The 24,979-nt window shown below is 59.2% G+C and carries 22 protein-coding genes; 11 read left to right on the forward strand and 11 right to left on the reverse strand.

Translation table 11 applies throughout. From position 1 onward, the window contains the following. Position 1: 1 nt before the first annotated feature. Positions 2–238, forward strand: a complete 237-nt coding sequence (locus UB31_RS28105) for a DUF2274 domain-containing protein (RefSeq protein ID WP_045013215.1) — start codon at positions 2–4, stop codon at positions 236–238. Here the strand turns inward: UB31_RS28105 and UB31_RS28110 are convergent. The 5 genes from UB31_RS28110 to UB31_RS28130 form a co-directional block, all read right to left on the reverse strand. Beyond that, a complete protein-coding gene (locus UB31_RS28110; RefSeq protein ID WP_045013308.1) occupies positions 217–1,161 on the reverse strand; it encodes a LysR family transcriptional regulator in 945 nt (314 codons plus the stop codon). The genes UB31_RS28105 and UB31_RS28110 overlap by 22 nt on opposite strands. Positions 1,162–1,301: 140 nt before the next feature. Further along, entirely contained in the window at positions 1,302–1,934 is a 633-nt protein-coding gene (locus tag UB31_RS28115) for an acyl-homoserine-lactone synthase (RefSeq protein ID WP_045013216.1), read from the reverse strand. Between the two features lie 237 nt (positions 1,935–2,171). Continuing rightward, complete coding sequence (locus tag UB31_RS28120) at positions 2,172–3,410, reverse strand: CaiB/BaiF CoA transferase family protein (protein WP_045013217.1); 1,239 nt, start codon at positions 3,408–3,410, stop codon at positions 2,172–2,174. Position 3,411: 1 nt separating this feature from the next. Continuing rightward, positions 3,412–4,287, reverse strand: coding sequence for an HpcH/HpaI aldolase/citrate lyase family protein (locus UB31_RS28125; RefSeq protein ID WP_245306081.1), 876 nt, complete (start codon positions 4,285–4,287; stop codon positions 3,412–3,414). An 18-nt stretch (positions 4,288–4,305) separates the two neighbouring features. Continuing rightward, on the reverse strand, positions 4,306–5,676 hold the full coding sequence (locus UB31_RS28130; protein WP_045013218.1) for a 2-hydroxycarboxylate transporter family protein: 1,371 nt from the start codon (positions 5,674–5,676) through the stop codon (positions 4,306–4,308). A gap of 121 nt (positions 5,677–5,797) precedes the next feature. Between UB31_RS28130 and UB31_RS28135 the strand changes: the two genes are divergently transcribed. After that, positions 5,798–6,697: a LysR family transcriptional regulator gene (locus UB31_RS28135; RefSeq protein WP_045013219.1), complete on the forward strand. Its 900-nt coding sequence runs from the start codon at positions 5,798–5,800 to the stop codon at positions 6,695–6,697. A gap of 90 nt (positions 6,698–6,787) precedes the next feature. On the opposite strand, the gene UB31_RS28140 is transcribed toward UB31_RS28135, so the two are convergent. The 3 genes from UB31_RS28140 to pdxR all read right to left on the reverse strand — a co-directional run bounded on the left by UB31_RS28140 (position 6,788) and on the right by pdxR (position 10,125). After that, a complete protein-coding gene (locus UB31_RS28140) occupies positions 6,788–7,513 on the reverse strand; it encodes a LuxR family transcriptional regulator (RefSeq protein ID WP_045013220.1) in 726 nt (241 codons plus the stop codon). 310 nt (positions 7,514–7,823) lie between these two features. Continuing rightward, the gene (locus UB31_RS28145) at positions 7,824–8,426 is read right to left on the reverse strand and encodes a pyridoxamine 5'-phosphate oxidase family protein (protein ID WP_245306082.1); all 603 of its coding nucleotides are present in this window, start codon (positions 8,424–8,426) and stop codon (positions 7,824–7,826) included. Positions 8,427–8,616: 190 nt separating this feature from the next. Further along, the gene (gene pdxR, locus UB31_RS28150) at positions 8,617–10,125 is read right to left on the reverse strand and encodes a MocR-like pyridoxine biosynthesis transcription factor PdxR (protein ID WP_045013222.1); all 1,509 of its coding nucleotides are present in this window, start codon (positions 10,123–10,125) and stop codon (positions 8,617–8,619) included. 336 nt (positions 10,126–10,461) lie between these two features. On the opposite strand from pdxR, the gene UB31_RS28155 reads away from it, so the two are divergent. The 9 genes from UB31_RS28155 to serA all read left to right on the forward strand — a co-directional run bounded on the left by UB31_RS28155 (position 10,462) and on the right by serA (position 21,398). Further along, positions 10,462–12,030: an ABC transporter substrate-binding protein gene (locus UB31_RS28155; protein ID WP_045013223.1), complete on the forward strand. Its 1,569-nt coding sequence runs from the start codon at positions 10,462–10,464 to the stop codon at positions 12,028–12,030. A gap of 64 nt (positions 12,031–12,094) precedes the next feature. Beyond that, positions 12,095–13,072 (forward strand): carbohydrate ABC transporter permease, encoded by a 978-nt coding sequence (locus UB31_RS28160; RefSeq protein ID WP_245306083.1) that lies wholly within the window; start codon positions 12,095–12,097, stop codon positions 13,070–13,072. Beyond that, positions 13,069–13,929, forward strand: a complete 861-nt coding sequence (locus tag UB31_RS28165; protein WP_045013225.1) for a carbohydrate ABC transporter permease — start codon at positions 13,069–13,071, stop codon at positions 13,927–13,929. Before UB31_RS28160 ends, UB31_RS28165 begins: the two co-directional genes overlap by 4 nt. Further along, complete coding sequence (locus UB31_RS28170) at positions 13,926–15,023, forward strand: ABC transporter ATP-binding protein (RefSeq protein WP_045013226.1); 1,098 nt, start codon at positions 13,926–13,928, stop codon at positions 15,021–15,023. Before UB31_RS28165 ends, UB31_RS28170 begins: the two co-directional genes overlap by 4 nt. A gap of 35 nt (positions 15,024–15,058) precedes the next feature. Then, the gene (locus UB31_RS28175) at positions 15,059–16,153 is read left to right on the forward strand and encodes an ABC transporter ATP-binding protein (RefSeq protein ID WP_045013227.1); all 1,095 of its coding nucleotides are present in this window, start codon (positions 15,059–15,061) and stop codon (positions 16,151–16,153) included. A 186-nt stretch (positions 16,154–16,339) separates the two neighbouring features. Further along, positions 16,340–17,077 carry a type 1 glutamine amidotransferase gene (locus UB31_RS28180; protein ID WP_045013228.1) on the forward strand — a complete coding sequence of 246 codons (738 nt, stop codon included), beginning with the start codon at positions 16,340–16,342 and terminating at the stop codon, positions 17,075–17,077. Positions 17,078–17,111: 34 nt separating this feature from the next. Then, positions 17,112–18,497 carry a glutamine synthetase family protein gene (locus tag UB31_RS28185; protein ID WP_045013229.1) on the forward strand — a complete coding sequence of 462 codons (1,386 nt, stop codon included), beginning with the start codon at positions 17,112–17,114 and terminating at the stop codon, positions 18,495–18,497. Then, the gene (locus UB31_RS28190; RefSeq protein ID WP_050044854.1) at positions 18,497–19,933 is read left to right on the forward strand and encodes an amidase family protein; all 1,437 of its coding nucleotides are present in this window, start codon (positions 18,497–18,499) and stop codon (positions 19,931–19,933) included. Before UB31_RS28185 ends, UB31_RS28190 begins: the two co-directional genes overlap by 1 nt. Positions 19,934–20,135: 202 nt before the next feature. Then, positions 20,136–21,398, forward strand: coding sequence for a phosphoglycerate dehydrogenase (serA, locus tag UB31_RS28195; protein ID WP_045013230.1), 1,263 nt, complete (start codon positions 20,136–20,138; stop codon positions 21,396–21,398). A 200-nt stretch (positions 21,399–21,598) separates the two neighbouring features. Here the strand turns inward: serA and UB31_RS28200 are convergent, their stop codons facing one another. Genes UB31_RS28200 through UB31_RS28210 form a run of 3 tightly spaced genes read right to left on the reverse strand, consistent with a single transcriptional unit; the run spans position 21,599 to position 24,962 of the window. Further along, a complete protein-coding gene (locus tag UB31_RS28200) occupies positions 21,599–23,212 on the reverse strand; it encodes an ABC transporter ATP-binding protein (RefSeq protein ID WP_045013231.1) in 1,614 nt (537 codons plus the stop codon). Beyond that, entirely contained in the window at positions 23,209–24,021 is an 813-nt protein-coding gene (locus UB31_RS28205; protein WP_045013232.1) for an ABC transporter permease, read from the reverse strand. The genes UB31_RS28200 and UB31_RS28205 overlap by 4 nt, the downstream gene beginning before the upstream one ends. Further along, positions 24,018–24,962: an ABC transporter permease gene (locus UB31_RS28210; RefSeq protein ID WP_045013311.1), complete on the reverse strand. Its 945-nt coding sequence runs from the start codon at positions 24,960–24,962 to the stop codon at positions 24,018–24,020. Before UB31_RS28210 ends, UB31_RS28205 begins: the two co-directional genes overlap by 4 nt. Positions 24,963–24,979 lie beyond the last annotated feature (17 nt).

Genomic DNA, 24,979 nt, shown 5'->3' on the forward strand with positions numbered 1-24,979 from the left:
CATGGCAAAGCTCAAGCTCGGCGCCATCACGGACGACAAGCCTGTGAAGCTGACGGTCGAATGCCCCGCAACCGTGCACCGCGATCTACTTGCCTACGCCGAAGTACTTGCGCGCGAAACCGGACAGCCAATCCCGGATCCGCTGAAGCTGGTCGCTCCGATGCTGGCGCGGTTCATGGCAACGGACCGTGCATTCGCAAGGGCGCGACGCAGGAATCAAACGGCAGGTGAAGGATAGCGCTTTCCAAGCATCTTCAGAAAACTAGCCAGGGCGGGATTGTCATTGTCAGTCCTCCAGTGCGCTGAATAGCCGACCCAGCTCGGGCCGACCCCATCGCGGAGTTCTCGATAAATCAGACCAGAGAAATTGGCGCCAATATCAGATTCCCTCACAAGGCTAACACCGAATCCGGCTCCCACGAGGCTCATAATATTCCCCAAACTCGTGTCATGAAAAAGCGCCTTGGGCCGGTCTCCTGGTGAGGCAAGCTTGGCGAGGAGGAGGTCTTGGATCTCGGGTCCGGGATCATGCCGGTTAATCAGAAGCGTCTCGTCCTTCAGATCAGTCCAATAGACGGTCTCGCCGTCAGCGAGTCGATGGATTTCTGGCAAAGCAACCACAATGCGTTCGCTCCAAAGCGACATGATTTGGCTGTCGAGGAGCGGCGTTTGTCCTGTGACGATCGCGACGTCTATCGCGCCATTGCGGAGGGCGGTGGTGAGACGCGTTCGCGAGCTCTCAATCATGCGGGCCTGTATGTGCGGAAATCGTTGTGCATAATCGACTAGCGTAGCACGTAGATTGCCGGCCGACAGGGAAGTATAGAAGCCGATCGCAAGTCGTCCGGTTTCGCCGCGGCCCGCGCTGTGCGCGCTCGCCGTTAGCGTGTCCATCTGTTCTAGAATAGACCGCGCCATGCGAAGGAAGTCGCGGCCCGCTTGTGTGGCCCGCGCACCACCACTCGGTCGGTCGAATACGATCATCCCGATGCGTTCTTCAAGCTGGCGAACGCAACGGCTCAGCTTCGATTGCTTAAGTAGGAGAGCCTCGGCCGCGCGCCGAAAGCTTCCGTGATCCGCGGCCGCGACGGCATATCGGAGATGCACCAGATCCACAGCGTTACGAAGGGACGCATTCTTCGATTTGGAGTCGTGATCCATGTGCTTCACCACTTTCTTCCTAATACTCAAGATTGCGACGCAAATAGACTCGCTGTCGCCAAGCAGCGTTTGGCGGCGACGGGGCCGCTCCCTCGTTGAGAGCGTTCCTGTTCGACGGCCATCATTGCCCTTAGCGTCGTCTACGCTGCGGCAAGCCCGACCGGCGCCCAGAGCACGGGGCCCTGAAGGCCACCGCCGGCACGGACACGCGCTAGACTTTCAATTGAAACCTCGAGATATCCCGCGACCGCAAGAGTGCTGCCCAGTGCGCGAGGTTTCCCGATCCGCCGCAAGGACCATCCGGCGCGGCGCAAGATCCGCTCCATTCGCGCGTCTGTGACGGTGACGATTTCGGTGAGCTGTCGCGACAGACCAAACTCGATCATGCCCGCGAACAGTTCGTAGGTGGCAGTTGCTAGGCCGTGAGTTGCCTTCGGCGTGTCAGGAGGAAGATCGAGGGCAAAGCGGCTGCTCTCCCAGATGGCCGGACTATCGGGGGCCGGCGCTCCGTCCAATAGCACGGGAAAAGTATCGCGCAGCATGGTGGGGCCGGCAGAAGGGAGCAGGCGCACGCAGCCTTGCACACGGTTGTCGTGTGCTCGCTGGATCAAATACGCTGGGTGAAGTGCATCGAATTCGTCAATCTCCATATCGCCACTGAACTGAACGTCCCAATCCAGTCGTTCCTTGAACACGCGGTACCGCAGACGGTGCATTTCCGTAACTGCGTCGACAAACGTACTGTAATAGTCAGCTGTAATGAGTTGCATCATGAACCGCCTCCTGTTTTGGGATGACCGCGACCATTGAATGCAAGCAAGATGAATCAGTCACCTCCTGCAACTAAGGGAGGTGACTCAGCGGATGGGGTCGTTGTCCAATCAATTTGGATGCCATGACGCGGGCCACTGCCTGGACGATTGTCCGTACACCAAATTTGGTGTTGGCGTTTTACGCTCAATTATTTCGATTTATCGTGGTCGCATTCGGCAGTCACAGAGGTACCGCTATTAACCGGGCGGCATCCCGCCGCATACGACCCCGTCCTTCTGCAAGGCCTGGTAGTCGTCGCAACTCACCCCGATCTCATGCAGCAATTCGCGATTGTGTTGTCCCAGTGTGGGTGCTGCGGCTCGAATGGATCCGGGAGTTTGATCGAGACGCGGCACGACATGATGCATCGGGATCTGGCCCATTTCCGCGTCCGGATAGTCGGCGATTATCTCGCGCGCGATGACATGGGGATCTGCCATGATCTGCGGCGTGTCATAGATCGGACCAATTGTGACCTCGGCCTTCTCAAAGAAGGCGACGTTTTCCGCTTGCGTTCGGCTGCCGATGAACTCACCGATGATGGCGTCCAGTTCATCCGCATGTCGCAGCCGATCGGCATTGGTGCGGAAGCGCGGATCGTCGACGAGTTCGGGACGTCCGATCGCCCGGAACAGCCGCTCGGCCATCTTCTGGATCGAGCCAGACAGGCTGACATAGTGGCCGTCGCTGCAGCGATAGGCGTTGCGCGGCGCCGAATTGGTCGAGCGGCTACCGGTGCGCGGCTTCACCTTGCCGGTGAGCCGGTAGTTGGCCGCCTGCGGACTGAGAATTGCAAACAGCGGGTCCAGCAGCGGCAGGTCGATCGTCTGGCCTCGACCTCCCTTCATTTCCACTTCGCGCAACGCGATCATGGCGGCAGAGGCCCCATAGATGCCCGCGACGCCATCGGCCAGATACATCGGCGGCAGGACGGGCTCCCGATCGGCAAATCCGTTGATCGCGGCAAAGCCGGACACGCCCTCGATCACGGTTCCGAATCCCGGCCGTTGCGCATAAGGGCCATCCTGTCCCCAGCCGGAGATGCGAATGATGATAAGCGAAGGGTTGATCGCATGCAGCGCCTCGGGCGACAGTCCCATCTTTTCCAGCACGCCGGGCCGAAAACTCTCGATGAAGATGTGCGCGGTCGGCACCAGTTTGCGGATGATCTCGACGGCTTTCGGGTCGCGCAGGGAAAGACACAGGCTCTTCTTGTTTCGCGCGTAGACTTTCCAGTGTGTCTCGATGCCTTCCATTTTCCATGCCCGCAAGGTGTCGCCTTCCGGCGGTTCGATCTTGATCACCTCGGCACCGAAGTCGCCGAGAATTTGCGTCAGCACGTTTCCTGCAAACAGGCGCGACATGTCGAGAACTCGGATGCCATCGAGCGTGCCACGCGAATCGGGCTGGTAGTCGCGTGAATGCAATTTGCTCATGTCATGAGTCCTGTTTGGTGCGTTGGGCCAGGGCGACAACGGCGCGGGCGCGCTCGACGAACGGCTTGTCGATCATGTGACCGTCGACGAGATAGGCGCCGATCCCTCGGGCATCGGCTTCCGCCGCCGCTGTCACAACCTTTCGGGCCCAGGCGATCTCGTCGGAATTTGGCATGAAAATCTGGTTGGCGACGGCGATTTGGCTTGGATGGATGCAGCTCTTGCCGGCAAAGCCGTGCTGCTTCGCGGCGCTACATTCCGCACGGTAGCCTTCAACGTTTTTGACGGCGGCAAAAGCGCCGTCATAGGCGGGAATGCCGGCTTCTGCGGCGGCGAGCCGTATTACGAGCCTGATATGGGCAACCGCGGCGCTGTCGGACCGTCCGATACCGCAAGGCTCGAGTAGATCGGCGTAGCCAACCTGCAAGCCCATCACCCGCGGATGTGCCGCGGCGAGTTCTGCAGCTTTGCGCAATCCCCTGGGTGTTTCGATATTGAGCAGGACCTTGACGCCCCGCTGCGGCCGATCCGGCGTCTCGCTGTGTTCGATCCTGGCAATGGCCTGAACAACGGCGTCTTCATCCTCTGCCATCGGCAGATTGATGACGTCGATGGGGAGACCGCCAAGCGCGGCCACGTCAGCGTCGAACTCCTGCGTGCCAAACGCATTGACCCTGACAACGATAGTCTTGCCTGTGGTCGACGGCAGGCCAAGCAGGAACGCGGCAAGGTCGATGCGGGCCTGCGACTTTTGACTTTCGGCGACAGCGTCTTCGAGATCGAACGACAGGGCGTCGGCCGCCGACGCAAGTGCTTTGCCGAATAGTTCTGGGCGTGAGGCAGGGACGAACAGCTTGCTTCGCATCAGCATGGTCATTGTCTTCATATTGCCTGGTCAAAGGATCTTGAAGTGAGCTATCGCGATGATCGCAAGCGTCACCGTGATGGCGCCACCGATCCGGGTCGCGACCTGTGCGAACGGCATCAATTCCATGCGTTCGGCTGCGGTCAGGATCATGACGTCGCCGGTGCCCCCGAGGCCGCTGTGGCAGGCGTTCACGATCGCGGTTTCGATCGGATACATCTTCAGCCACTTGCCGACGTAGAATCCGGTCGCCGTCAAAGTCAGCACGGTCGCGATGATCGTGACCAAATTGGCCGGATGAAACGCCTCGACCAGTTCATGCCAGGGCGTCAGTGCAACCGCGGTCGAAAACAGCAGCGGATAGGTGACGGCGGTGACGAAGAAGCGGAACACGACGCGCGCGCCTTCCTCCAGCGAGGCCGGCACGGCTTTGAGGAGCTTGACCATGACCACCAGGAACAGCATGGCGACGGGCGCCGGCAAGCCGATCAGGCTGTAGATCAACGTACCGAAAACATAGATGGCGATGCCGGTGATCCCTCCGGCGGCAACGGTGGCGACATCGATGTTGGTGACGCTCGAATGCGCCCTTTCGCTGATGTCATCAGCGGCGCCGTTTCCGACCGGCTGGAGCTGGCCGTTCCCGGTGAGATCGGCACGTCGTTTGCCCAACGACTTCAGGGCGCCACAGCAAATGATAGCGACCAGGTTGCCGAAAAATACAAGCGGCAGAATTTGACCGAGCACGATTCCCTGATTGAGACCCAGTGCTTCGGCGTAGCCGATCGACAGCGGAATGGCGCCTTCACCGACGCCGCCGGCCATCACGGGAACGACGACATAGAGTATCGAGCGCCAGAAGCCGATGCCACAAATCCAACCGACCGTGCCGCCGACGGCCAGTGCGGCAACCGAGCCGGCCGCGAGTGGGATGAAAATCTTGACGAACCCCTGAATAAGGACGCGCCGGTCCATGCTTAGGATCGACCCAACGACGACAGCGGTGATGAACAGATAAATGAAGTTGGTCGACTTGGTGAACGTCGTCACCTGCTGGACGAGCGGCGCCGGAAGAAGCTGATGTGCGACCAGAAACGATGGCAGGAAGATCGTCATCAGGGACGATCCACCGATGACATTCAGGATTGGAATCCGCCGCCCGATCTCGGCGCATGTGAAGCCGCCGACCACAATGATGGCGATCATCACCGTCACCTCGCCGGAAATCTTGCCCTTGATGGAGAATGCCGCGATTAACGCGACCAGGAGCGCGTAGATCGGCAAGGGGATGATGCCGACCCTGATTTCCATCAGACGCTGCAGGGCGCTCGCGCGGTGCTTCCCGTTCGCCGGCGCACTACGGGTTGCCGCGTGTGGGTCGGCAACCGCGTTGGTCGTCATCGTTCCCTCCCTGACCGGTCATTTGCGCGCCCGGTTGTCAGCCCGGTCGTCTCGAATCATCTTGCGGGAGGGCGATGGTTGCGTAAAATGCAATAATCGCAATTTATTATGAGTATTTCGCATGAAAATACCCATTGATGGTGTGCAGGCCTTCGTTCATGTCGCTGAACTCGGCAGCTTCAATCGCGCCGCCGAGCATCTCTTCATTACACAGACGGCGCTGACCCGGCGCATTCAATCCCTCGAGGCATTTGTCGGATTGCGGCTGCTGGACCGGACCACGCGCTCGACGGCGTTGAGTCCGATGGGCAGGGACTTTCTCCCATTGGCGCGACGCATCGTTGACGACCTCGTCCATGGTCTCGATCGGCTGCGAACTTCGTCCCGGCTCGGCGTCGGCGACGTCAAGATCGCGACCCTGCAATCCGTGGCCTTCCGGCAATTGCCATTGGCGTTGCGCCGCTATGCGCGAAAGTATCCGGAAAACCGTGTTCAGTTACTGGAGCGGTCCGGTGCACTCGTTACCGAGGCCGTCCATCAGGGGCAGGCGGAGTTTGGTATCCACATCCAGCAGGACCCGCACCCGGATCTGGTGGAGGACATGCTGATGCGGGACCCGTTTGTTCTGGTTTGCAGTCGATCGCATCCCGCTGCAAAGCTCAGAAAGATGACATGGGCTAATCTGGAAGGCATCGATCTGATCACGCTAGGAGGATCCAGCGGCAATCGTCGCATCGTCGAAACCCAATTGACCAAGGCGGGTTTGAACCTCCGTGGCCGTTTCGTCGTCGAGAGCACCCCAAGCGCGATCGCGCTCGCGCGGGAAAACGTCGGAGCTGCTATTCTGCCGGCTGCAATGAACGCAACGACGGTGACGACAGGCCTCATTGAGGTGCCGCTCGTCGAACCTGTACTTTATCGTACGATTGCACTGGTTTGCCGCAGGAATGAAACCCTTACTCCGGCGGCCACCGCGCTCTACGCCATAGTCAAGACGCAGTTGTCGAGGGTACGGCGATGATCAAGTCAAGAGTTGAAGGCCGTTCCTGGTACTTTTCGCACTTGGCGCAATGTCCGACGTTAGTCCGCTATACACTCCAAAGCGGAGGAGTTATTTAATAGTCGATCTTGATGCCATGAAGCGGGCGACAGCCTGAATGATGGTCCGAACGCCGAGCTTAGTCTTGACGTTATCGAGATGAGTGGCCGCGGTATGTCGAGAAATGCCGAGAATACGCCCGATCTCCCAGGCTGACTTGCCTTGAGCGGCCCATTCAAGGCATTCCAGTTCGCGCGGTGACAACGATACCTCATGGATCATCTGCCTAGCACCGATCCGGCGTCGGGCATGGGCATGGAAATACATCGCCATAAGCTGAAGGGCCTTCGCGTGCTCATTGATCGCGCGTTCGAACTGCGGAAGCCGGTCGTTGGCAGCAAAGGTCACAGCGGCCACCGGACCACGATAATCATGAATTGGAACCGTGAATCCGTGGCGGATGCCAAATTTGGCCGCTTCCTCAAATAACTCGCGCTCCGCCTTAGATCGGGTCATCGAGCCTATTTCGAGACCCCACTCGAAGGGTTCTGGATGACCGAGCGCTCGAGTGATTACGGGGTCGAAGCGCTCGTAGTGGCTTTTCAAATATTGGGTGGTCCAAGCTGTGGGATAGTTCGAAATGAGGTGCGCCTCGGCGCTTGGGCGCTGCGGCACTGAAAGGTATGCGAAACACGAAAGGCCAAGCGCCGTCGCAGCCTCGTCCATGATTTGGTGAAGAACATCTGGACTTGGAGAGCTTGATAGTCGGTCCACAAACCTTTGGAAGATTCGATGCATGGTTGTGCCGGCTAGTTGAACTCCAGTCTCGATCCTAGGAGGGGCGTCACTTCGTGATGCCAAGAATCGCTGGTACCGGTCGTCTCCGGCAGTCGTGAAGTTCCTAAAACGAACGCTTGAGCGGAAGCCAAAGGGGCGGCTCAAATCAGCCTCGAGACGCCAACTCGTTCTCCTGTCGTTAGGCCGTGGTCTCCAGTATGGATCACCCGGACTGGCGTGAAAGTGGCTCACGCCGTTCTCAAGTTGGATCGATTCGCATAGTTAGCGATTATGGAAACTTGCCTTTGATCTTTCGGCCAAAAGGCAGGCGTTATTTTAGATAGCGAAAATTCTTGATGAAGCTTGGCAGTTCGATGCCTTCCCGCAGCTTCGGATCCGGAACGGGCGGAAGCTGTACCAGCCGCAGCCCGACTGATCCGGCCCACTTATCGGAGGCGTAATCTTCCGGCTCCTCATCGGGAAGGCCGTCGCTGACCTTGGCCGATACCTCGTCTAGCTTCATTCGGATGAGCTTGGTCGCCTTCCATTCCTGCTCGGCCGGCTTGCGTGCATAGTCCCAAAGACCAGGTGCCAGCCTGTCGGTAAAGACCTCGAGTGCATGACGCTTGACCTTGTCCTCACAGAACTCAGCCTTCCCGAACGCCATCACTGAACGGAAATTGACGTTATGGTTGAATGCCGCGCGGGAGAAGACGATCCCATCCAAATGCGTGACGCTAAAGCAGACTGGGATGCCTTCCTGATGCGTTTTCAGCATCCGACTGGCAGAGGAGCCGTGCCAATAAACGTAGTCATCGATACGCCAGTGATTGGTCGGCGTCACATAGGGCATCGAATCGATCACATAACCGATCTGGCAGACGATACCGGCGTCGATAATCGCATTGATCGTATCTCGGTCGTACTTAGCCAACCAATGATACCTCTTCAGTCGTGTCCGCTCACTCGGTGCTTCCACGGGCTTGGAAGTCTCATTGCTCGCATTCATGTTGTTCTACACCGCCATCACGGGCCGATTCCCGCGAAATTGATATACCTAAAACAGGGTCCGCCTCTTGGAGCCATTTACAAAAAATGAACGGAGCCAATTGGTGCCAAGCTCACTATAAAATCGCAAGCACGGGATCTATTGTCGTTCTTAGTTTGGACAAGCGCGCGAGTCCCTGTTCAATTTCGTCAACGTTGTAAGCTGAAAAGCCAAGCAGAAGCCCCTGACGCTTCGTTCGACCTGCGTAGTAGGGTGACAACGGACGGAGCACAACGCCATAGTCCATAGCTTTGCGCGCGATCTCCTGATCGTCAGCGGCATGGTCGAGCGGTATGATGACATGCATACCGGTGTCGGTTGAAGAAAGACGAAGCCTATTCTCGAAAATATCGTTTAGTCCACCAATCAGCCTAACCTGGCGCGCTCTATAAAGGCTTCGCATCCGTCGGATATGGGCGACGAACAGACCACGGTGCATGAATTCCGAAAGGACCATTTGCTCAATGAGCGAGGCGTGGCGATCGACCACGGCCCGCGCCTTGGCAAAGGGTTCGGCAAGGTCCGGCGGCACCACGACGTAGCCTAAGCGGAATGACGGAAGAAGAATCTTCGAGAACGTCCCCAGATGGATGGTGCGTTGTCCGCTGTCCAGCCCGTGGATCGAGGTGGGCGTGTGACCGGCATAGCGAAATTCGTTATCGTAATCATCTTCGACGATCCAGGCGCCGCAACGGCTCGCAAGTTCGATGAGGGCAGAGCGTCGCTGGAGCGAAAGCGTTGCGCCCAAGGGATAGTGACGCGAAGACGACGTAAAAATCAGGCGCGGCGAAGGGTGTTTTGCAAGCGCCTCTTCGACGCAGAGGCCTTGGGCATCGACCTCGACAGGACACAGCGAAGCGCCATTGGCCCTAAATATCGAACGGGTGCCGACATAACCGGGTTCTTCGAGCCAAACTGGATCGCCGGGGTCGAACAGCATGCGGCTGACCAGATCAAGACTCTGCTGAGAACCCGTGGTGATAATGATCTGCTCAGAAGTGCAGGTCATACCGCGGAAGATGTTGAGATGCCGCGCAATAGCCCGCCGCAGGGGCTCGTAGCCGGCATTGGATGTATCGGCGAGAATCTCACCGCGAAGCCGACCCGACGTCTCGTTTAGCAGGCGTAGCCAGGTTTTGATTGGAAATTCGCGCAGATCCGGAAGGTCCGGCATGAATGTCGTCGGACGTTCCGGGAAGGCATCCGTGGCCGACGCTGTAAGGCTCTTGCCCCTGCGTGACAACGATCTGAACGGATATCGTTCTCCCACGGTTGATGAAGACTTTCTTTCGAGCGGCGACCGGCCAGGCCTGCCAGTGGGCTCCAGTACATAAGTCCCGTCGCCAATACGGCTGGACAGGAAGCCCTCGTCGATGAGTCGATCGAAAGCCTGCAAGATCACGTTGCGCGATACGCCGATCTCCTCGGCGAAAACGCGCGTCGACGGCAACTTGATGCCCGCCGGTATGCGCCCACTCTCAATAGCACCGCGCAGGTGGTCGGCGATCTGCTGATACTTTGGAAGAGCAGAGCCGTCTTCCAATTGAAATCCGATCAATGATCCGGTGACTGCTGTCTTAGACATCAAGAAAATCCCACCGTATCAATCGCGTCGATCGTGCTTCCGTCGGCCGCGAGCACAAATTGATTGGTACCAATCTTAAAATCAAAATGGTTCTGCTCGCTGCCGGATGTTTCGCATACCGTTAATTTCACAAGATGAGCTAAGGGCCGGTCGGAAGCAACTCGTTTCGCTTTGATGGAGAGCTATCCGACAGGTGTCTAGGGTCGCGGTTGTTCGGCTGAAAGTGTCTCGGCCGGGATGATCAAATACGCGCATTCGCCGGGATGCGTGATGACTTGAGCATGTTGCCACTAAGTTGTGCAAACCACCATCGGAAGCCTATCGGCAGGGGATGACATGAACCGCAACATTGATGAGATCAAAACGACGATTGGAAAGTATGAGGCCGGCGAAATCGATCGACGCAGTTTCGTGCGTTCTCTGACCATGCTTGGCGTCTCGACGTTTGTCGCCAACGCTGTGTTGCAGTCGCCGCTCGGCGCGTCGAAGGCGTTCGCAGCCATTGGCGGATCGGAAGAGAGGGCGTGGGCGCTCGCCAAGGAAGCGGCCGCAAAGGCGACCAAGAAGACCCTGACGTTGTTGATCCCGACCGGTTCGATCGGCAACATGACGCCCTATGTCGAGAAGTGGAAGAACGAGCTCGGCATCACGCTGGAGTTCATCGAGGAGCCCGATGAAGTCGTTCATACCAAGGGCATGCAGGAGGCGGTTGCCAAGACCGGCCGCTACGACGTGATGATGCCGACGGCGATGTCCTATCCGGACTGGATCGACTCTGGCGTCATTTTCGATCTCACCGACTGGGTCGAGAAGCACAACCCCGAGATCTTCGACAAGGAATGGGGAGTCGTCTTTCCCGCCAGCCATCATGCCCAGCTCTATAACGGCCGCGTCGCCGGACTTCTGAACGACGGTGATCAGATCACGCTGCTGTGCCGCGACGATCACCTGAAGAATCCGGCTAAAGTGAAGGCGTTTGCCGACAAATTCGGCTATCCGCTGGGCGTGCCGAAGACGTGGGGTGAGTATTACAATCTTGCACAATTCATGCATGACCCCGCCAACAAGTTCTATGGCAGTCTGGAATATCGGTCGCGCTACTATGTCAAATGGATGTTCATGCAGCGGCTGATCTCGAAGGGACGGCTGTACTTCGACCAGGATATGAATCCGACGTTCAATTCGGATGAAGGTCTGGCCGCCCTGGAAGATATGCTGGCGGTCAATCAGTATCTCCATCCCGATGCGTTCAGCTTCATCTGGTCGTCGAACTACAATGCGTTCGGTCGTGGCGAGGGTTTCATGAACATCGTCTGGCCGTCGGGCTACAAATATTCGAAGGCGCCGTCGACCGGACCGGCCACGACAGGAAAAATTGCGGCCACGGTCATGCCGGCCGACAAACTCAAGGACGGCAGTCTGCTCTACGCCGGCTTGTTCTGCTGGGGCTACGGCTACGCGGTCTCCAAATATTCCGCAAATCCTGAACTCGCTTACGCCTACGCCCAGTGGATGACGTCGCCGACCATCTCGGCGGACGCCATTCCGTATCTCGGTGGCTATTCCGATCCCTATCGCAAGAACCACATGCTGGCGCCCACGCAGCGGTTGAAGGATGCGTATTCGCCGGAATACCTGCAGACCCTGTACGACAACATGGTCAACACCGTGCCAGACTTCTGTCTGCCGGGTGGGTTCGAATACCAGGACGCGCTCGACAAGGAGGTGCATGCTTGCATGACCGGAGACAAGAAGCCGAAGGTCGCGCTCGACGACGCTTCACGAGCGTTTGACCGTATTACCCGACGTATCGGCAAGGACAAGGTGAAGCAGTCCTGGCTGGCGCTCACAAAGAATCTCGCCGAGCCGATCAGAAAAGCCAGTGGCGCGAGCAAGTGGAGCTGAGTGTTTATCAACAATGTTCATCGGCGTCGTCTTGCGCCGGTGAACGCTATCTGGATCTGACACGGTGAACGATTTGAGCGAGTTACGGGTATCATCGGGCAGTTCCGCCTTGGCGCGAGAGGACGTGCAGGAGGCTACCTCGGCGCGCGGCAGCCTGCCTAGCAACCGGCTTGGACAGCTCTTGATGCTTCCCGGCCAGATTGTCTCGCTATTAGTGCTGGTCGTTCCGCTTGTTGTCGCCTTTTACATGAGCTTCACCGACTGGACGCCAACTCACGGCTCGTTACTGCAGGCGACGCTCGTGGGGTTCGACAATTACAAGGAACTGCTGGTTTACGACACGCGGTTCGTTGAGGCCGTGGTGCGCACCTTGCTTATCTCGACGGTCTGCTTGGCGCTTGAATTCGTATTGGGCCTTTCGTTGGCGGTGTTGTTTCTCCGCGAATTCAGGGGCAAGGCAATCCTGTTTTCAGCGTTTCTGACGCCGATGATGATCCTTCCCGTTGTGGTCGGCTATACCTTCTGGATGCTCTTCCAGTCGAACGGCCCGATCAATCAGTTGCTGATGCTGGTCTTTGGATCAGGGGCAGGGCCGCAATGGTTCAGGAGCACGCCGCTCGCCATCTCGGCGGTTATCATCACGGAAGTCTGGCATTGGACGCCGTTGTTCTTTCTGATCCTGTTGTCCGGGCTCAATGCAATACCGGAAAATCCGGTGCGTGCCGCTGTTATCCTCGGGGCCACGCCGCGTCAGGTGTTCTGGCGGATCGTGCTGCCGATGCTCAAGCCGGTCATCATCGTCGCTTTTGTCATCCGAGCGATGGAGATCGTAAAACTGTTCGACGAGGTATTCATGTTGACGCGGGGGGGGCCGGGCACGTCGACCGAGACTATTAGCCTCTACATCTACAAGCTCGCGTTCGCCGACTTCCAACTTGCCTACGGCGCCGCGGCGGCATTTCTCGTTCTTCTCGGCACCCTAGCCTTGATCCACTTGTTGCTTGCGCCGATCCGCAACCAACTACTGGAGGCGAGGCGATGACGGGGCGCAAGCTCACTTGGCCGCTGGCTTTCGTATTGTTCGGCGCACTGATTATCAGTCTGTTTCCCGTGTTCTGGATCGTCATGACCGCGATCAAGCCGCCGACGGATTGGAACGCCTCGCCCGCGATCTGGGTTCCATCGCATCCCACTATGGTCAATTTCAAGACGCTGTTCGACCCGGACGCGATCCGCGCCTATGGCGTTGGCGGCGTAAGCCAGGCCGCGACAAATTCAGTGTTCGGGTCGCTTCTCGCCTCGGTTGCCGGAACGGTTCTATCGGTGGTGATAGGCCTTTGCGCGGCTATCGGCATATCCCGGTACGCGAACGGGGGAAAGGCGACGCCTTTGATTATCCTGTCGGGACGGATGTTTCCGCCAGCGGCGATTGCGGTGCCATTCGTTATTATCTACTCGAACGTGGGATTGATCGACACGTACCGGGGACTGATCGCGATCTACGTTGCCGGTACGCTGCCGTTTTCGACCTGGATGCTGAAGAGCTTTGTTGATGACCTCCCTCGTGAAATCGAAGAAGCGGTCATGATTGACGGGCGGTCGCGGCTGATGGCGCATATTTTTGTCACCATTCCTCTCATTCGGGGCGGCCTGTTGGCGACGACCTTGTTCATCTTTATTTTGAACTGGTCGGAATTCATGTTCGCGCTGGTTTTGTCCTACTCCAACGTGACGACGATTCCGGTTCAGCTCGCTCGATATGTCACCGCGACGGCGGGCACGCTCTACGGCGTTCAGGCGGCGCTTGCCGTTCTCGCGATGCTTCCTCTGATTTTAGCGGGCCTGCTCATCCAGTCGCATCTGGCGCGGGGAATGACGTTTGGCGCGGTGAAGCGATGACCATTCCGAAGCTTGAAATCGTCAACCTACGAAAATTATTCGGTGATGAATCCCTCGTGGCTGTGGACGGCATCGACTTCGCCGTCGAGGCCGGCGAGACCGTCGCCCTTCTCGGGCCCTCCGGCTGTGGCAAATCGACGACGCTCAATATGATTGTTGGCCTGGAGCAGCCAACCTCGGGCGATATCCGAATCGACGGCCGTTCGGTCATCGGTATTCCTCCCGGCAAGCGCAATGTGGGTCTGGTGTTTCAGGACTACGCCGTCTTCACCCACATGACGGTGTTCGAAAATCTGGCGTTTGGTCTGGTCATTCGTGGTCGAGCCAAAGCCGAAATCGCCAAGGCAGTTCACGATGTCGCCGAACTGCTGGGTATGAGCAATAGCCTCAACCTATCGGCTTCTGAGCTCGGCGGATCTGAATTGCAGAGAGTGGCGATCGGACGGACGCTAGTGACCAAGCCGGCCATCCTGCTGCTCGACGAACCCTTGTCGAACCTGGAAGCATCCGCACGCCTCGCAATGCGCCGGGAACTGAGGCGTTTGCAGTCGGAGATTGGGCTCACAATCATCTATGTCACGCACGATCAGGTCGAGGCGCTATCCCTGGCGGACCGAATTGCGGTGATGAATGCCGGAAAGCTGCAGCAAATCGAACGAACCTCGGTCATCTGCAAAAAGCCTGATCACGTCTTCGTCGCGGGTTTCATGGGCTCACCACCGATGAACCTCCTTCGTGGCGAGATCACTGGAAACGGCGCGTCGGTGGGTTTCAGGCGTGACGGGCTCTTTATCGGGCTTTCTTCAAGCGAGGCGTTCGTTTCCGATTACGTCGGTCGGCCGATCATTCTCGGCTTGAGACCGGAATCCCTGACACTCGCGGCTGCCCACGATGCCACTATCTCGGGAAAGGTAGCGGTTGTCGAGCCGCGTGGGCCGGAAGCTGTCGTGACCGTTGAATCCGGCACCGTTTCGCTTAAGGCCGTAGTCCCTACCGCCGAGCGGCCTCAGGTAGGTGCGGACATAGGCCTCTTGGCTGCCCCTTCATCGTTCGTCTTCTTCAGCGGCGAAACTGGCCGCCGGCTTGCGTCTTGAGGGAGGCCGGTTTGAAGCCCTTGCGGATTGACTCCATGCTTGCTCCAGCGGCGCTCGAAGTCCGTGGACTTTGCAAAGCCTTTGGAGACAAGGCAGCAGTCTGCGATCTCGATTTTGCGATTCCCGAGGGGTCGTTGACGGTTCTGCTGGGATCGGCAGGTGCTGGCAAGACCACCACACTTCGCTTGATCGCGGGGGTCGATCGACCGAATGCCGGCCGAGTTCTGATGCGCGGGCGCAATGTGACGGGGCTCGAACCGAAGGATCGAGATATCGCGATGATCTTCGACAATCTCGCCCTTTACCCGAACAAGACGGGATTTGCCAACATCGCCAGCTCGCTGACGATTCGCGGTACGGCGAAGGCAGAGATCGAACAGCGGGTGGCGGAAGTCTCAAGCACGTTGCGGATAGCTCACGTGCTCAATCGCCTGCCCAAGACCATGAGCGGCGGAGAGCGGCAGCGGGTAGCACTGGGACGGGCGCTGATCCGCAAGCCAGGTCTTTTCCTGCTGGACGAGCCTTTGTCCAGCCTTGACGCGATGTTACGGATCGAATTGCGCGCCGAGCTCAAGCGATTGCAACGCGACCTAGGCGCAACATTCCTGCTTGCCACCCCGGATTTCGCCGAAGCGATGGCCGTCGCCGATACTGTCGTCATGTTGCGGGCTGGTCGCGTCGTGCAGATCGCGACGGCTCAGTCGTTATATGACGACCCCGTTGACCGCGAGGTGGCGCGATTTGTTGGCGCGCCGGAAATCAATCTGATGAAGGCAGTTTATGAACCCGGAATCCTAGGGTCGATCCAGGTTGCCGGAGCGTCGTTCGCCGGACTGAAAAAGCTGCGAAATGCGCTTCCCAAAGCCGGCGGCCCATTCGAGATCGGCATTCGCCCGGAGCATTTGAAATTGTTGCCGCCAGGACAAGCGCCGATCAAAGCCAGAGTTTTCGACATCGAACCGCTCGGCCTTAAATCAATGGTGACGGTCAAAAACGAGGAGTCAGAAATGCGCCTGATCGTCGATACCGACGTCGCTGGCCGATATAGTGCTGGCGATGTGGTGGGACTTGACCTGGTAGATCTGGGCCTCTTGGCGTTCGATGCCGTCTCCGGCGTCCGACTGGCTTGAGAACAAGCGAAAGCGTTCGGCGATGACGGCTTTTCCTCAAATATTCAAGACGACCTTTCAACCCATCGGCACCGAGGTCAGGATCAGGATGATGGAATCGATGAGAGCAATGAAGAACGCCACAGCCGATTGGCGCCCGACCACTAGCTATCGGTCGACCATCTGCACAGGATGGTGACAGCAGTCATGCGCATTTTAGTTTTTCAGCACGTCGCCGTCGAACATCCTGGAGTATTCCGGGAGCTGTGGTCGCAAGGCGGCCATTCTCTGGAGCAGATCGAACTTGATGAGGGGGACCAGATCCCCGATTTGTCGCCGTATGATCTGCTGGTCGTGATGGGCGGCCCGATGGATGTCTGGCAGGAGGATATCCACCCGTGGCTGGCGCCGGAAAAAGCTGCGATACGCCGGTGGGTGGTTGAGCTGAGGCGGCCCTATCTTGGTATTTGCCTCGGCCACCAACTACTGGCGGAAGCTCTCGGCGGCAAAGTTACGATGATGTCGCGCCCGGAAGTTGGGATCGCCGAGGTCGAGCTTACCGAAATCGGTCGGCAGGATGCGCTTCTCGCCCGCTTCGATCGGCGTTTCGATACTTTTCAGTGGCATGGCGCGGAGGTTTCCCTGCTTCCGGAGGACGCTGTCGTTCTCGCGTCCAATGGAGCCTGCGCGGTGCAGGCGATGCGCTGGGGTCCCCATGCCTACGGCTTTCAGTATCACTGCGAGATCGTTTCGACGACCGTCGGCGACTGGGAGCGTATTCCTGCCTACAAGGCGAGTCTGATCCAGGCGCTCGGTGAGGAAGAAGCCGAGAGGCTAGGGGACGTCGTTGCACAGCGGTTGCCTGACTTTCGCCGTTCCGCCGAGCTGCTCAGCCAAAATCTATTCGCGGTCATGACGGACATGGTCGCGGCCGCTCAAAAATAACAACGAAGAAGACAGAAAGATACGGAGTTTAGCCATGTTGAAAGTCGTCGAAGAAGGACCTCACGATCACGCGATGCCGACACTCGCGCTAGCTTCCCCGGAGGAGGCAAATGCGTTTGTCGAAAAGGTCAAGTCCAGCGGCTTTGACTTCGTCCGTTTTGAGCTGCCGGACATGGCGGGTCTCAGCCGTGGAAAAACGATCCCGGTTGGTCATATAGCCGGATATATGAAATCGGGCCTGAACCTCTATGGCGGCGCCGTCGCTCTCGACAGTAATTCGATCCCAGTTCGCGATTCCGGCTACAATGAAGAAATGAACTACCAGGACTGCGTCATGGTGGTCGACCAGGACACACTGACACCGGTGCCCTGGCTGGAGAAAACGGGCCGCGTGATCTGCGATACGATGTGGTACGACGGGCGGCTTCAAATGGCCTCTCCGCGTCTTCTGCTCAAGAAGATGCTCTCCCTCGCAGCGGCGCTCGGTTACACCGCCAAAATAGGACACGAATACGAGTTCTATGTTGTCGATGCGAAGACGCGCGAACCCATATTCGGCGGACAACCGATCTTCGTGACGTCTCGCACCCATCAGGTGCCGGCGATCGACGACCTCATTCGCGTTCTGCAGAGTCAGGGTATCGATATTATTACGTACAATGTCGAGCACGGACCGGGTCAGGTCGAGATCAATTACGGTGCACTTGACGGTGTTGCCGCTTCCGATCGGGCGTTCGTGTTCAAGGGTACCGTCAAGGAATATCTTATCAAACAGGGCTTGCTCGCGACGTTCATGACCAAGCCCTACAAGGGACTGTCGGGAAGTTGCTCCCACTTCCATATCTCGCTGCTCGATAGCAAGACGGGATCGAACGCCTTCCTTGATACCGATGGCGACGACGGTATGTCCGAGACGTTTAAGCGCTTCATTCAGGGGGTGCTGGATCATATGCCCGCGGCAATGGCGGTCTGGAATCCGACGCCTAACTGCTATCGCCGGATTCGTCCGAAGACCTACGCGCCATCGAACGTTTCCTGGGGCGTACAGGACCGTTCCGCCAGCATCAGGGTGAAGGCAAGCCGTGACCAATCGACCCATATGGAGGTCCGCGTCCCCTCGGCCATGTCAAATCCTTATCTTGTGGCCGCCACGACGATAGCGGCGGGGCTGCTCGGCATCGAGCAGCAACGGCAATTGATGCCGGCCGGCACCGGCCCCAAGGAAGACGATGACCGCTACGCCAAGCTTCCAACCGAAATGCACGATGCTCTCGACGCATTTGAATCCGATACCGCGCTCCGGGAAATGCTGGGTGAGGAATTCGTGAAGGTTTACCTTTCGATGAAGCGGCAGGAGATGGCGCGCCTGAGGGATGAAATCCCGCCCGCGGAAATAAACGAATATTTTGAGCTCTATTGATGACGATGACGGAAACAGCGGGCGCTCGCGGGGCTCTTTGTGCGACTCACGAAGACGACGAAATCGCCTCTCTCGATGCGCTCGCTCTCTCCAGAGCCTTCTCCAATCGCGAACTCTCACCGGTCGAAGTCGCCGGCTCGCTGTTGGATCGCATCGAACGGCTCAATCCGCAAGTTAATGCGATTGTCCATCTCGACCGTGAGAAGACGCTTGAGATGGCACGGGCTGCCGAGCGACGTTACATTTCCGGAAGCGTGCTCTCTCCACTCGACGGCGTTCCGGTCACGGTGAAGGACCTATCGTCAATAGCAGGTTGGCCGCGAAGACGCGGCTCGCTTGCATTTGATGGGCTGTCCCCTTGCGCTGAGGACACGTCGTGTGTAGCGCGGTTGCGCGAAGCAGGCGCGGTGTTTCTCGGCAAGACCGCTACGCCAGATTCCGGGTGCAAGGTTGTAACGCGTAGCGCCGCGCATGGCGTGACTTTGAATCCCTTTGATCTGACGAAAACACCTGGAGGGTCTTCCGGAGGCGCCTCCGCTGCCCTCGCAATGGGATTTGGCCCGCTTGCGGTCGGTAGCGACGGTGCGGGATCGATAAGGATCCCGGCCTCGCTCACCAATGTCTTTGGGCTGAAGCCGGGCTTTGGCCGCGTGCCGGCCTTCCCGCCGGACATTGACATGCCTCATTCGGTCGTCGGTCCGATGTCGCGTTCGGTGCAGGACGCCGCCGCTATGTTGGCTGTGATGAGCCGCTCAGAGCCACGCGATGCCTTTGCGTGGCCCGTGCCATTCTGCGTGCCGGACGACCTAGCCGACCCTGATTTACGCGAATTGGTTGTGGCGTTCTCTCCACGCATGGGCTGCAGGGCTCCGCTTGAAGATCACGAGGTCGACGAACTCGTTCTCGAGGCTATCCCTCTGCTCACCGGTGCCGGCGTCCGGGTCCTCGCAGAAGATCCAGTCTGGCCGGTCGATCCTGTCGAACCCTTCCGGATATTCTGGGATACCGTTTGCATGGCGACGGTCGACGGCTTCACACAGGAAAAACGATCTTTGCTCGACCCAACTATCCTGAAGGCCGCGGAGGCCGGACGGATGGTGAGTGTTTCGGCCTACCAGAGCGCGATGGAACAGAGACTCAAGATAACTGCTGCGTCGCGGGCGTTCTTCAATCGTTTCGACCTTCTTGTTTGTCCGGTCGTTGCTACCGCTGCGTGGCCTGTAGAGTACGATGTGCCGGAAGGATTCGCCGCCGACGATTGGCGGTGGTGTCCATACACATTTCCCTGGAACATGACAGGACAGCCTGCGGCGTCCGTTCCCATTGGGGTCACTTCGGAGGGACTTCCTGTCGGGGTCCAGATCGTTGGACCTTGGGGGGGTGAAGAAAATGTATTGCGCGCGGCCGCAGCGATCGAGCGACGCAGACATCCATAGCGCCGTCGCTCAACTGTGCTGCGCTTCGGTCACATTCGAAAAGGGCGAAATCGGTTTCGAATTAACGGTTAAATGCTGCGCCGCAGGCTCGCCGCATGTGCACTCTGAAATCGAATAGAATCTGAACCAGAAAATGTAGCTTCGGGTGGAGTAGGGCTTCAGCCGGCGCTTGACTCACCCCTTCAGGAAACCCTCTATCGTGATGGAAATCCAGTCTCCTCCGAAATTCTCGCTCTCCAAAGACAAGATTCGGGTTCTGCTTCTCGAAGGTGTGAACGACAGTGCCGTGCACACGATGACGACCGCGGGCTATTCCAGCGTGACGCGCCTGTCGAGGGCCCTCGATGGGGAGGCGCTGAAGGAAGCCATCAAGGGTGTGCACTTGCTCGGTATCCGCTCACGCACGCAGATCACCGCAGACATTCTCGAGGCGGCGGACCGGCTCATCGCGATCGGCTGCTTCAGCGTAGGCACCAACCAGGTTGATGTCGAAACCTCCAGGCGGAATGGGATTCCGGTCTTCAATGCGCCGTTCTCCAATACCCGAAGCGTGGCGGAACTGGTTATCGGCGAGATTGTCTTTCTGCTGCGTCGGATCGTCTCACGATCCAATGCCGCGCACGATGGCCAATGGGACAAGTCAGCGACCGACAGCCATGAGGTCAGAGGCAAGACACTCGGCATCGTCGGGTACGGCAACATCGGTTCGCAGCTTTCATATCTTGCGGAAGCGATGGGCATGCGGGTGATCTTCTACGACCATACCGACAAGCTTCGCCACGGCAACACGGAGCCGGCCGCCAACCTGCACGAACTCCTGGCGCAGAGCGACGTCGTCAGCATGCACGTGCCCGAAACGGTCGCGACCCGGGGAATGATCGGTCGGGAGGAGATCCAGGCGATCAAACCAGGTGCCTATTTCATCAATAACAGCCGCGGCAGTATCGTCGATCTGGACGCGCTTGCCGATGCGTTGCGCGAGGGCAGGCTGCGCGGCGCGGCTGTCGATGTCTTTCCGGTCGAGCCGGTCTCAAACAAGGAACGCTTCGCATCGCCGTTGCAGGGGCTGGAAAACGTCATTCTGACGCCGCACGTCGCAGGTTCGACCGAGGAGGCGCAGGAGCGCATCGGCGCCGAAGTCGCACGGAAGCTCGCCGACTACAGCGATACCGGATCCACGATGGGGGCGGTCAACTTTCCGCTCGTGCAATTGCCGGCTCGACCGCTCGGCACGCGTTTCATTCAAGTTCAGCGCAACCTGCCGGGCATGCTCGGACGGCTGAACGAAGTGCTGGCGCGTCACGCCGTCAACATCGCGGCTCAATATTACGAGACTCACGCCGATGTGGGTTATGTGGTACTGGACGCGGACGCCTCGGCGGCGGACAGCCATCGTGTTCTCGCCGATATCCGGGCGCTCGAAGGAACGATCCGCGCGCGGTTACTCTACGAACATAAGCGCTGAGCTAAGGAGTTTTGGCGGTTTCTCAAGGCCCATCGTTTGTGGCAAGGCCCAGCTCGTAGCGTCAGGAAGGGCGAACCGGACGAGTAGATCGCCGGCTTTAAGAGCTCAGTCGGTAGAATGCTCACTCGATCTAGACAGAACTCAACAGGATGCGGGGAAGGCGGGCAACGGTAAAACGTCTCACTATGCTGCCTCCAACTTTACGCGGGCACGTGTGTCACTCGGGGGTTGGCAAAATCCACCAACGGCGTCGCCGCGAGCAGCGCCTTGGTATAATCGTGCTGGGGACGGTCGAAGATATCGTCGCGGGATCCCTGCTCGACGATGCGGCCAGCTTGCATCACCACCACACGGTCGGCGACCTGCTCGACGGCGGCGAGATCGTGGCTGATGAACAGACAGGCGAACCCATATTGCGCCTGCAGCCGTTCAAGCAGTTTCAGCACCTGCGCCTGGATGGTCATGTCGAGCGCGGACACCGGTTCGTCGGCAACGACAAACAGCGGGCCGCGCACGATCGCGCGCGCGATCGCGATGCGCTGCCGCTGTCCGCCCGACAATTCGTGCGGCCAGCGCTTGGCGAAATTCGCCAGGCCGACCTCGTCCAGCATTTTTTCAACGCGTTGGATGCGCTCCCTTGGCGCCAGATCAGCCACATGCCGCAGCGGTTCGGCGACGATCTCGCCGACGCGCATGCGGGGATCCAGCGAGGAGTACGGATCCTGGAACACCAATTGCGAGGAAAGCCGAAAGTCCCTGTCGGCTGCGGCCGGCACCTCTCTACCGCGAAAGCGAATCTGTCCCGCGACCGAGGGAATCAGCCGTAGCATCGCGCGGCCGAGCGTAGTCTTGCCGGAGCCGCTGCCGCCGACTACGGCGACCGTCTCGCCGGCGTCAATATCGAGGTCGATGCCATCGACGGCGCGGATGCCGGATCGTTGCCGAAAAAACTGCGGACGCCCTGCGAATTCGACCTTGAGCCCGCGCACGCTCATCAGCGGCTCGCCGGTTGGCCGTCGCGCCATGTTTGTTTCGCGCCGCGGCAGGGCATCGATCAGTTGGCGGGTGTAGGCTTCGCGCGGCGCGGTCAGGATTTGTTCGGTGGTGCCGGCTTCGACCACCTTGCCCTTCTGCATCACGACGGCGCGCTGGGTATAGCGGGCGACCAGGCCAAGGTTGTGGGTGATCAGCATCACCGAGGTGCCATGGTCGGTGGCCAGGCCGACCATCAGGTCGAGCACTTCGCGCTGGGTCAACGTGTCAAGCGCAGTGGTCGGCTCGTCGGCGATCAGGAGTTTTGGCCGCAGCAACATCACCGATGCCAGCATGATCCGTTGCCGCATGCCGCCGGAGAATTCGTGCGGATAGGCGTCGAAGGTGCGCGCGGGATCGCGAATCTGCACGCGCTCCAGCATGTCGAGGCAACGCTGTTTGATTTCCTTCTTTGGCAACGGCGTATGCAGGCCGAGCCCCTCGGCCATTTGTGCCCCGACGCTGATCGCCGGATTGAGCGACACCATCGGCTCCTGAAAGACCATGCCGACCACCGGTCCGCGCAAGGCGCGTAGCCGCCTGGGCGAGAGCTTTGCCAGATCTTCGCCGTCGAGCGCGATGCGCCCGCCGCTCTGACGCAAGCCCGGCGGAAGCAAACCGAGTACGGTGCGCGCCGCGACCGTCTTGCCGCTGCCGGACTCGCCGACGATCGCCAGGAATTCGCCGCGCGCGATGTCGAAGGAGATATCGTCGACAACTGCCTCGCCGGTACGTGCAGCCTCGATACGAAGATTCTCGACCGTCAGCAGCGGTGTGGTCATCCCTGCACCATCCGGGGATCGAGGCGGTCGCGCAGGGAGTCGCCGAGCAGGTTAATGCCAAGCAAGGTGAGGGCAATGCAGAGACCCGGCGCGATGCTGAGCCAGGCGGCGCTCTCCATATAGGGGCGGCTTGCCGCCAGCAGATTGCCCCAGGTCGGCGCCGGTGGCGGTACGCCGAGCCCGAGGAAGCTGAGTGCGCTCTCCGCCAGCAGCACCCAGCCGAACATGCTGGTTGCGAGCACGGCGACCGGAGCGAGGCTGTTGGGCAGCACGTGCCGCGCCATCGAATAGAGTTCGGAATTGCCGATGACGCGGGAGGCCTCGATATATTCCTTTTCCCGAATCGACAGCACGGTGCCGCGTACCACCCGCACCACCGAGGGGATGTAGGCGATGCCGAGCGCCAGTACGATGCCGAACTTGTTGGCGCCGGTCACGATCATCACCGCCAGCGCCAGCAGAATGCCGGGAAAGGCCAACAGGGCGTCGTTGGCGGCCATGATGACGCGATCGGTCCAGCCGCGCAGGTAGCCGGTGAGCACGCCGATGACCGCGCCGATCATAACGGCAAAGGTCACCGTCAGCACCGATACCAGCACGCTGGTTGCGGCACCGGCCATGATGCGGCTGAGCATATCGCGGCCGAACTCGTCGGTGCCGAGCCAATAGAGCGCGGATGGCGGTTGCAGGCGGGCGCGCAGATTGACCTTCAGTGGATCGAACGGGGTCCAGAACGCAGCCGTGGCGGCGGTCGCGAAGAGAACGCCGATCAGCAAGCCGCCGATGGCGGTATTGGCGCGCATCTTCATTCAGCGGCCACCCGAGGATCGAACAGGGGATAGCAGAGATCGACGACGAGATTGACGACGACGTAAATCACGGCCGTGAACAACAGGCAGCCCTGTACGACCGGATAGTCGCGAGCGAAGATCGAATCGACCAGCAGCCGGCCAAGCCCGGGCAGCGTGAACACGGTTTCGATCACGGCGATACCGCCGAGCAGATGACCAAGCACAAGGCCGATCAGGGTCCAGGTTGGGGCAAAGGCGTTGGGCAGCACGTGACGGGCAAGCACCCGCCATTCCGGCGCGCCCTTGGCCCGCGCATGCGTCACGTATTCCAGCCGCAACACTTCGATCGAGCTGGCGCGCGACATGCGGGTCAGCGCGCCGATCTCGATCATCGCGAGCGTCGCGATCGGCAGGATGATAAATGTAATGGCCTGGCCGAAATTCTCGCTGAACGGGACGTAGCCGATCACCGGCAGCCATTTCAGCTTCAGGCCGAACAGCAGCAACAGCAACAGTCCCAGCCAGAAGCTCGGAATTGACAGCAGCAGGGTCGCGCCTGCGGTGATGGCAAGGTCGGCCGCCTTGTTCTGTCGCCACGCCGCGATCAGCCCGGCCGGTACCGCCACGCATGCGGCGATCGTCACCGCGACGAGGACGATGATCGCACTGACCTGGAATCGCTCGAGGATCAAGGGCAGCACGGCGAGCCCATTGGTGATCGAATGACCGAAATCGCCGACTGCGACCTTTGCAAGCCAATAGCCGAATTGAACCGGGATCGACTGATCTAGCCCCATTTGCCGGCGCAGCGCGTCCACCTGCGCAGGATCTGCGCTGTCGCCCAACATCACCTGCACCGGATCGCCGGGGATCAGACGCACCAGCGCGAACACGGCGATCGCGACCAGCAATAAGGTTGGAATGGTCATCGCGAGCCGTCTGACGAGATACCCCAACATCAGCATCGTCCCATCGC

It is taken from the genome of Bradyrhizobium sp. LTSP849 (genome assembly GCF_000938255.1).
Taxonomy (GTDB): domain Bacteria; phylum Pseudomonadota; class Alphaproteobacteria; order Rhizobiales; family Xanthobacteraceae; genus Bradyrhizobium.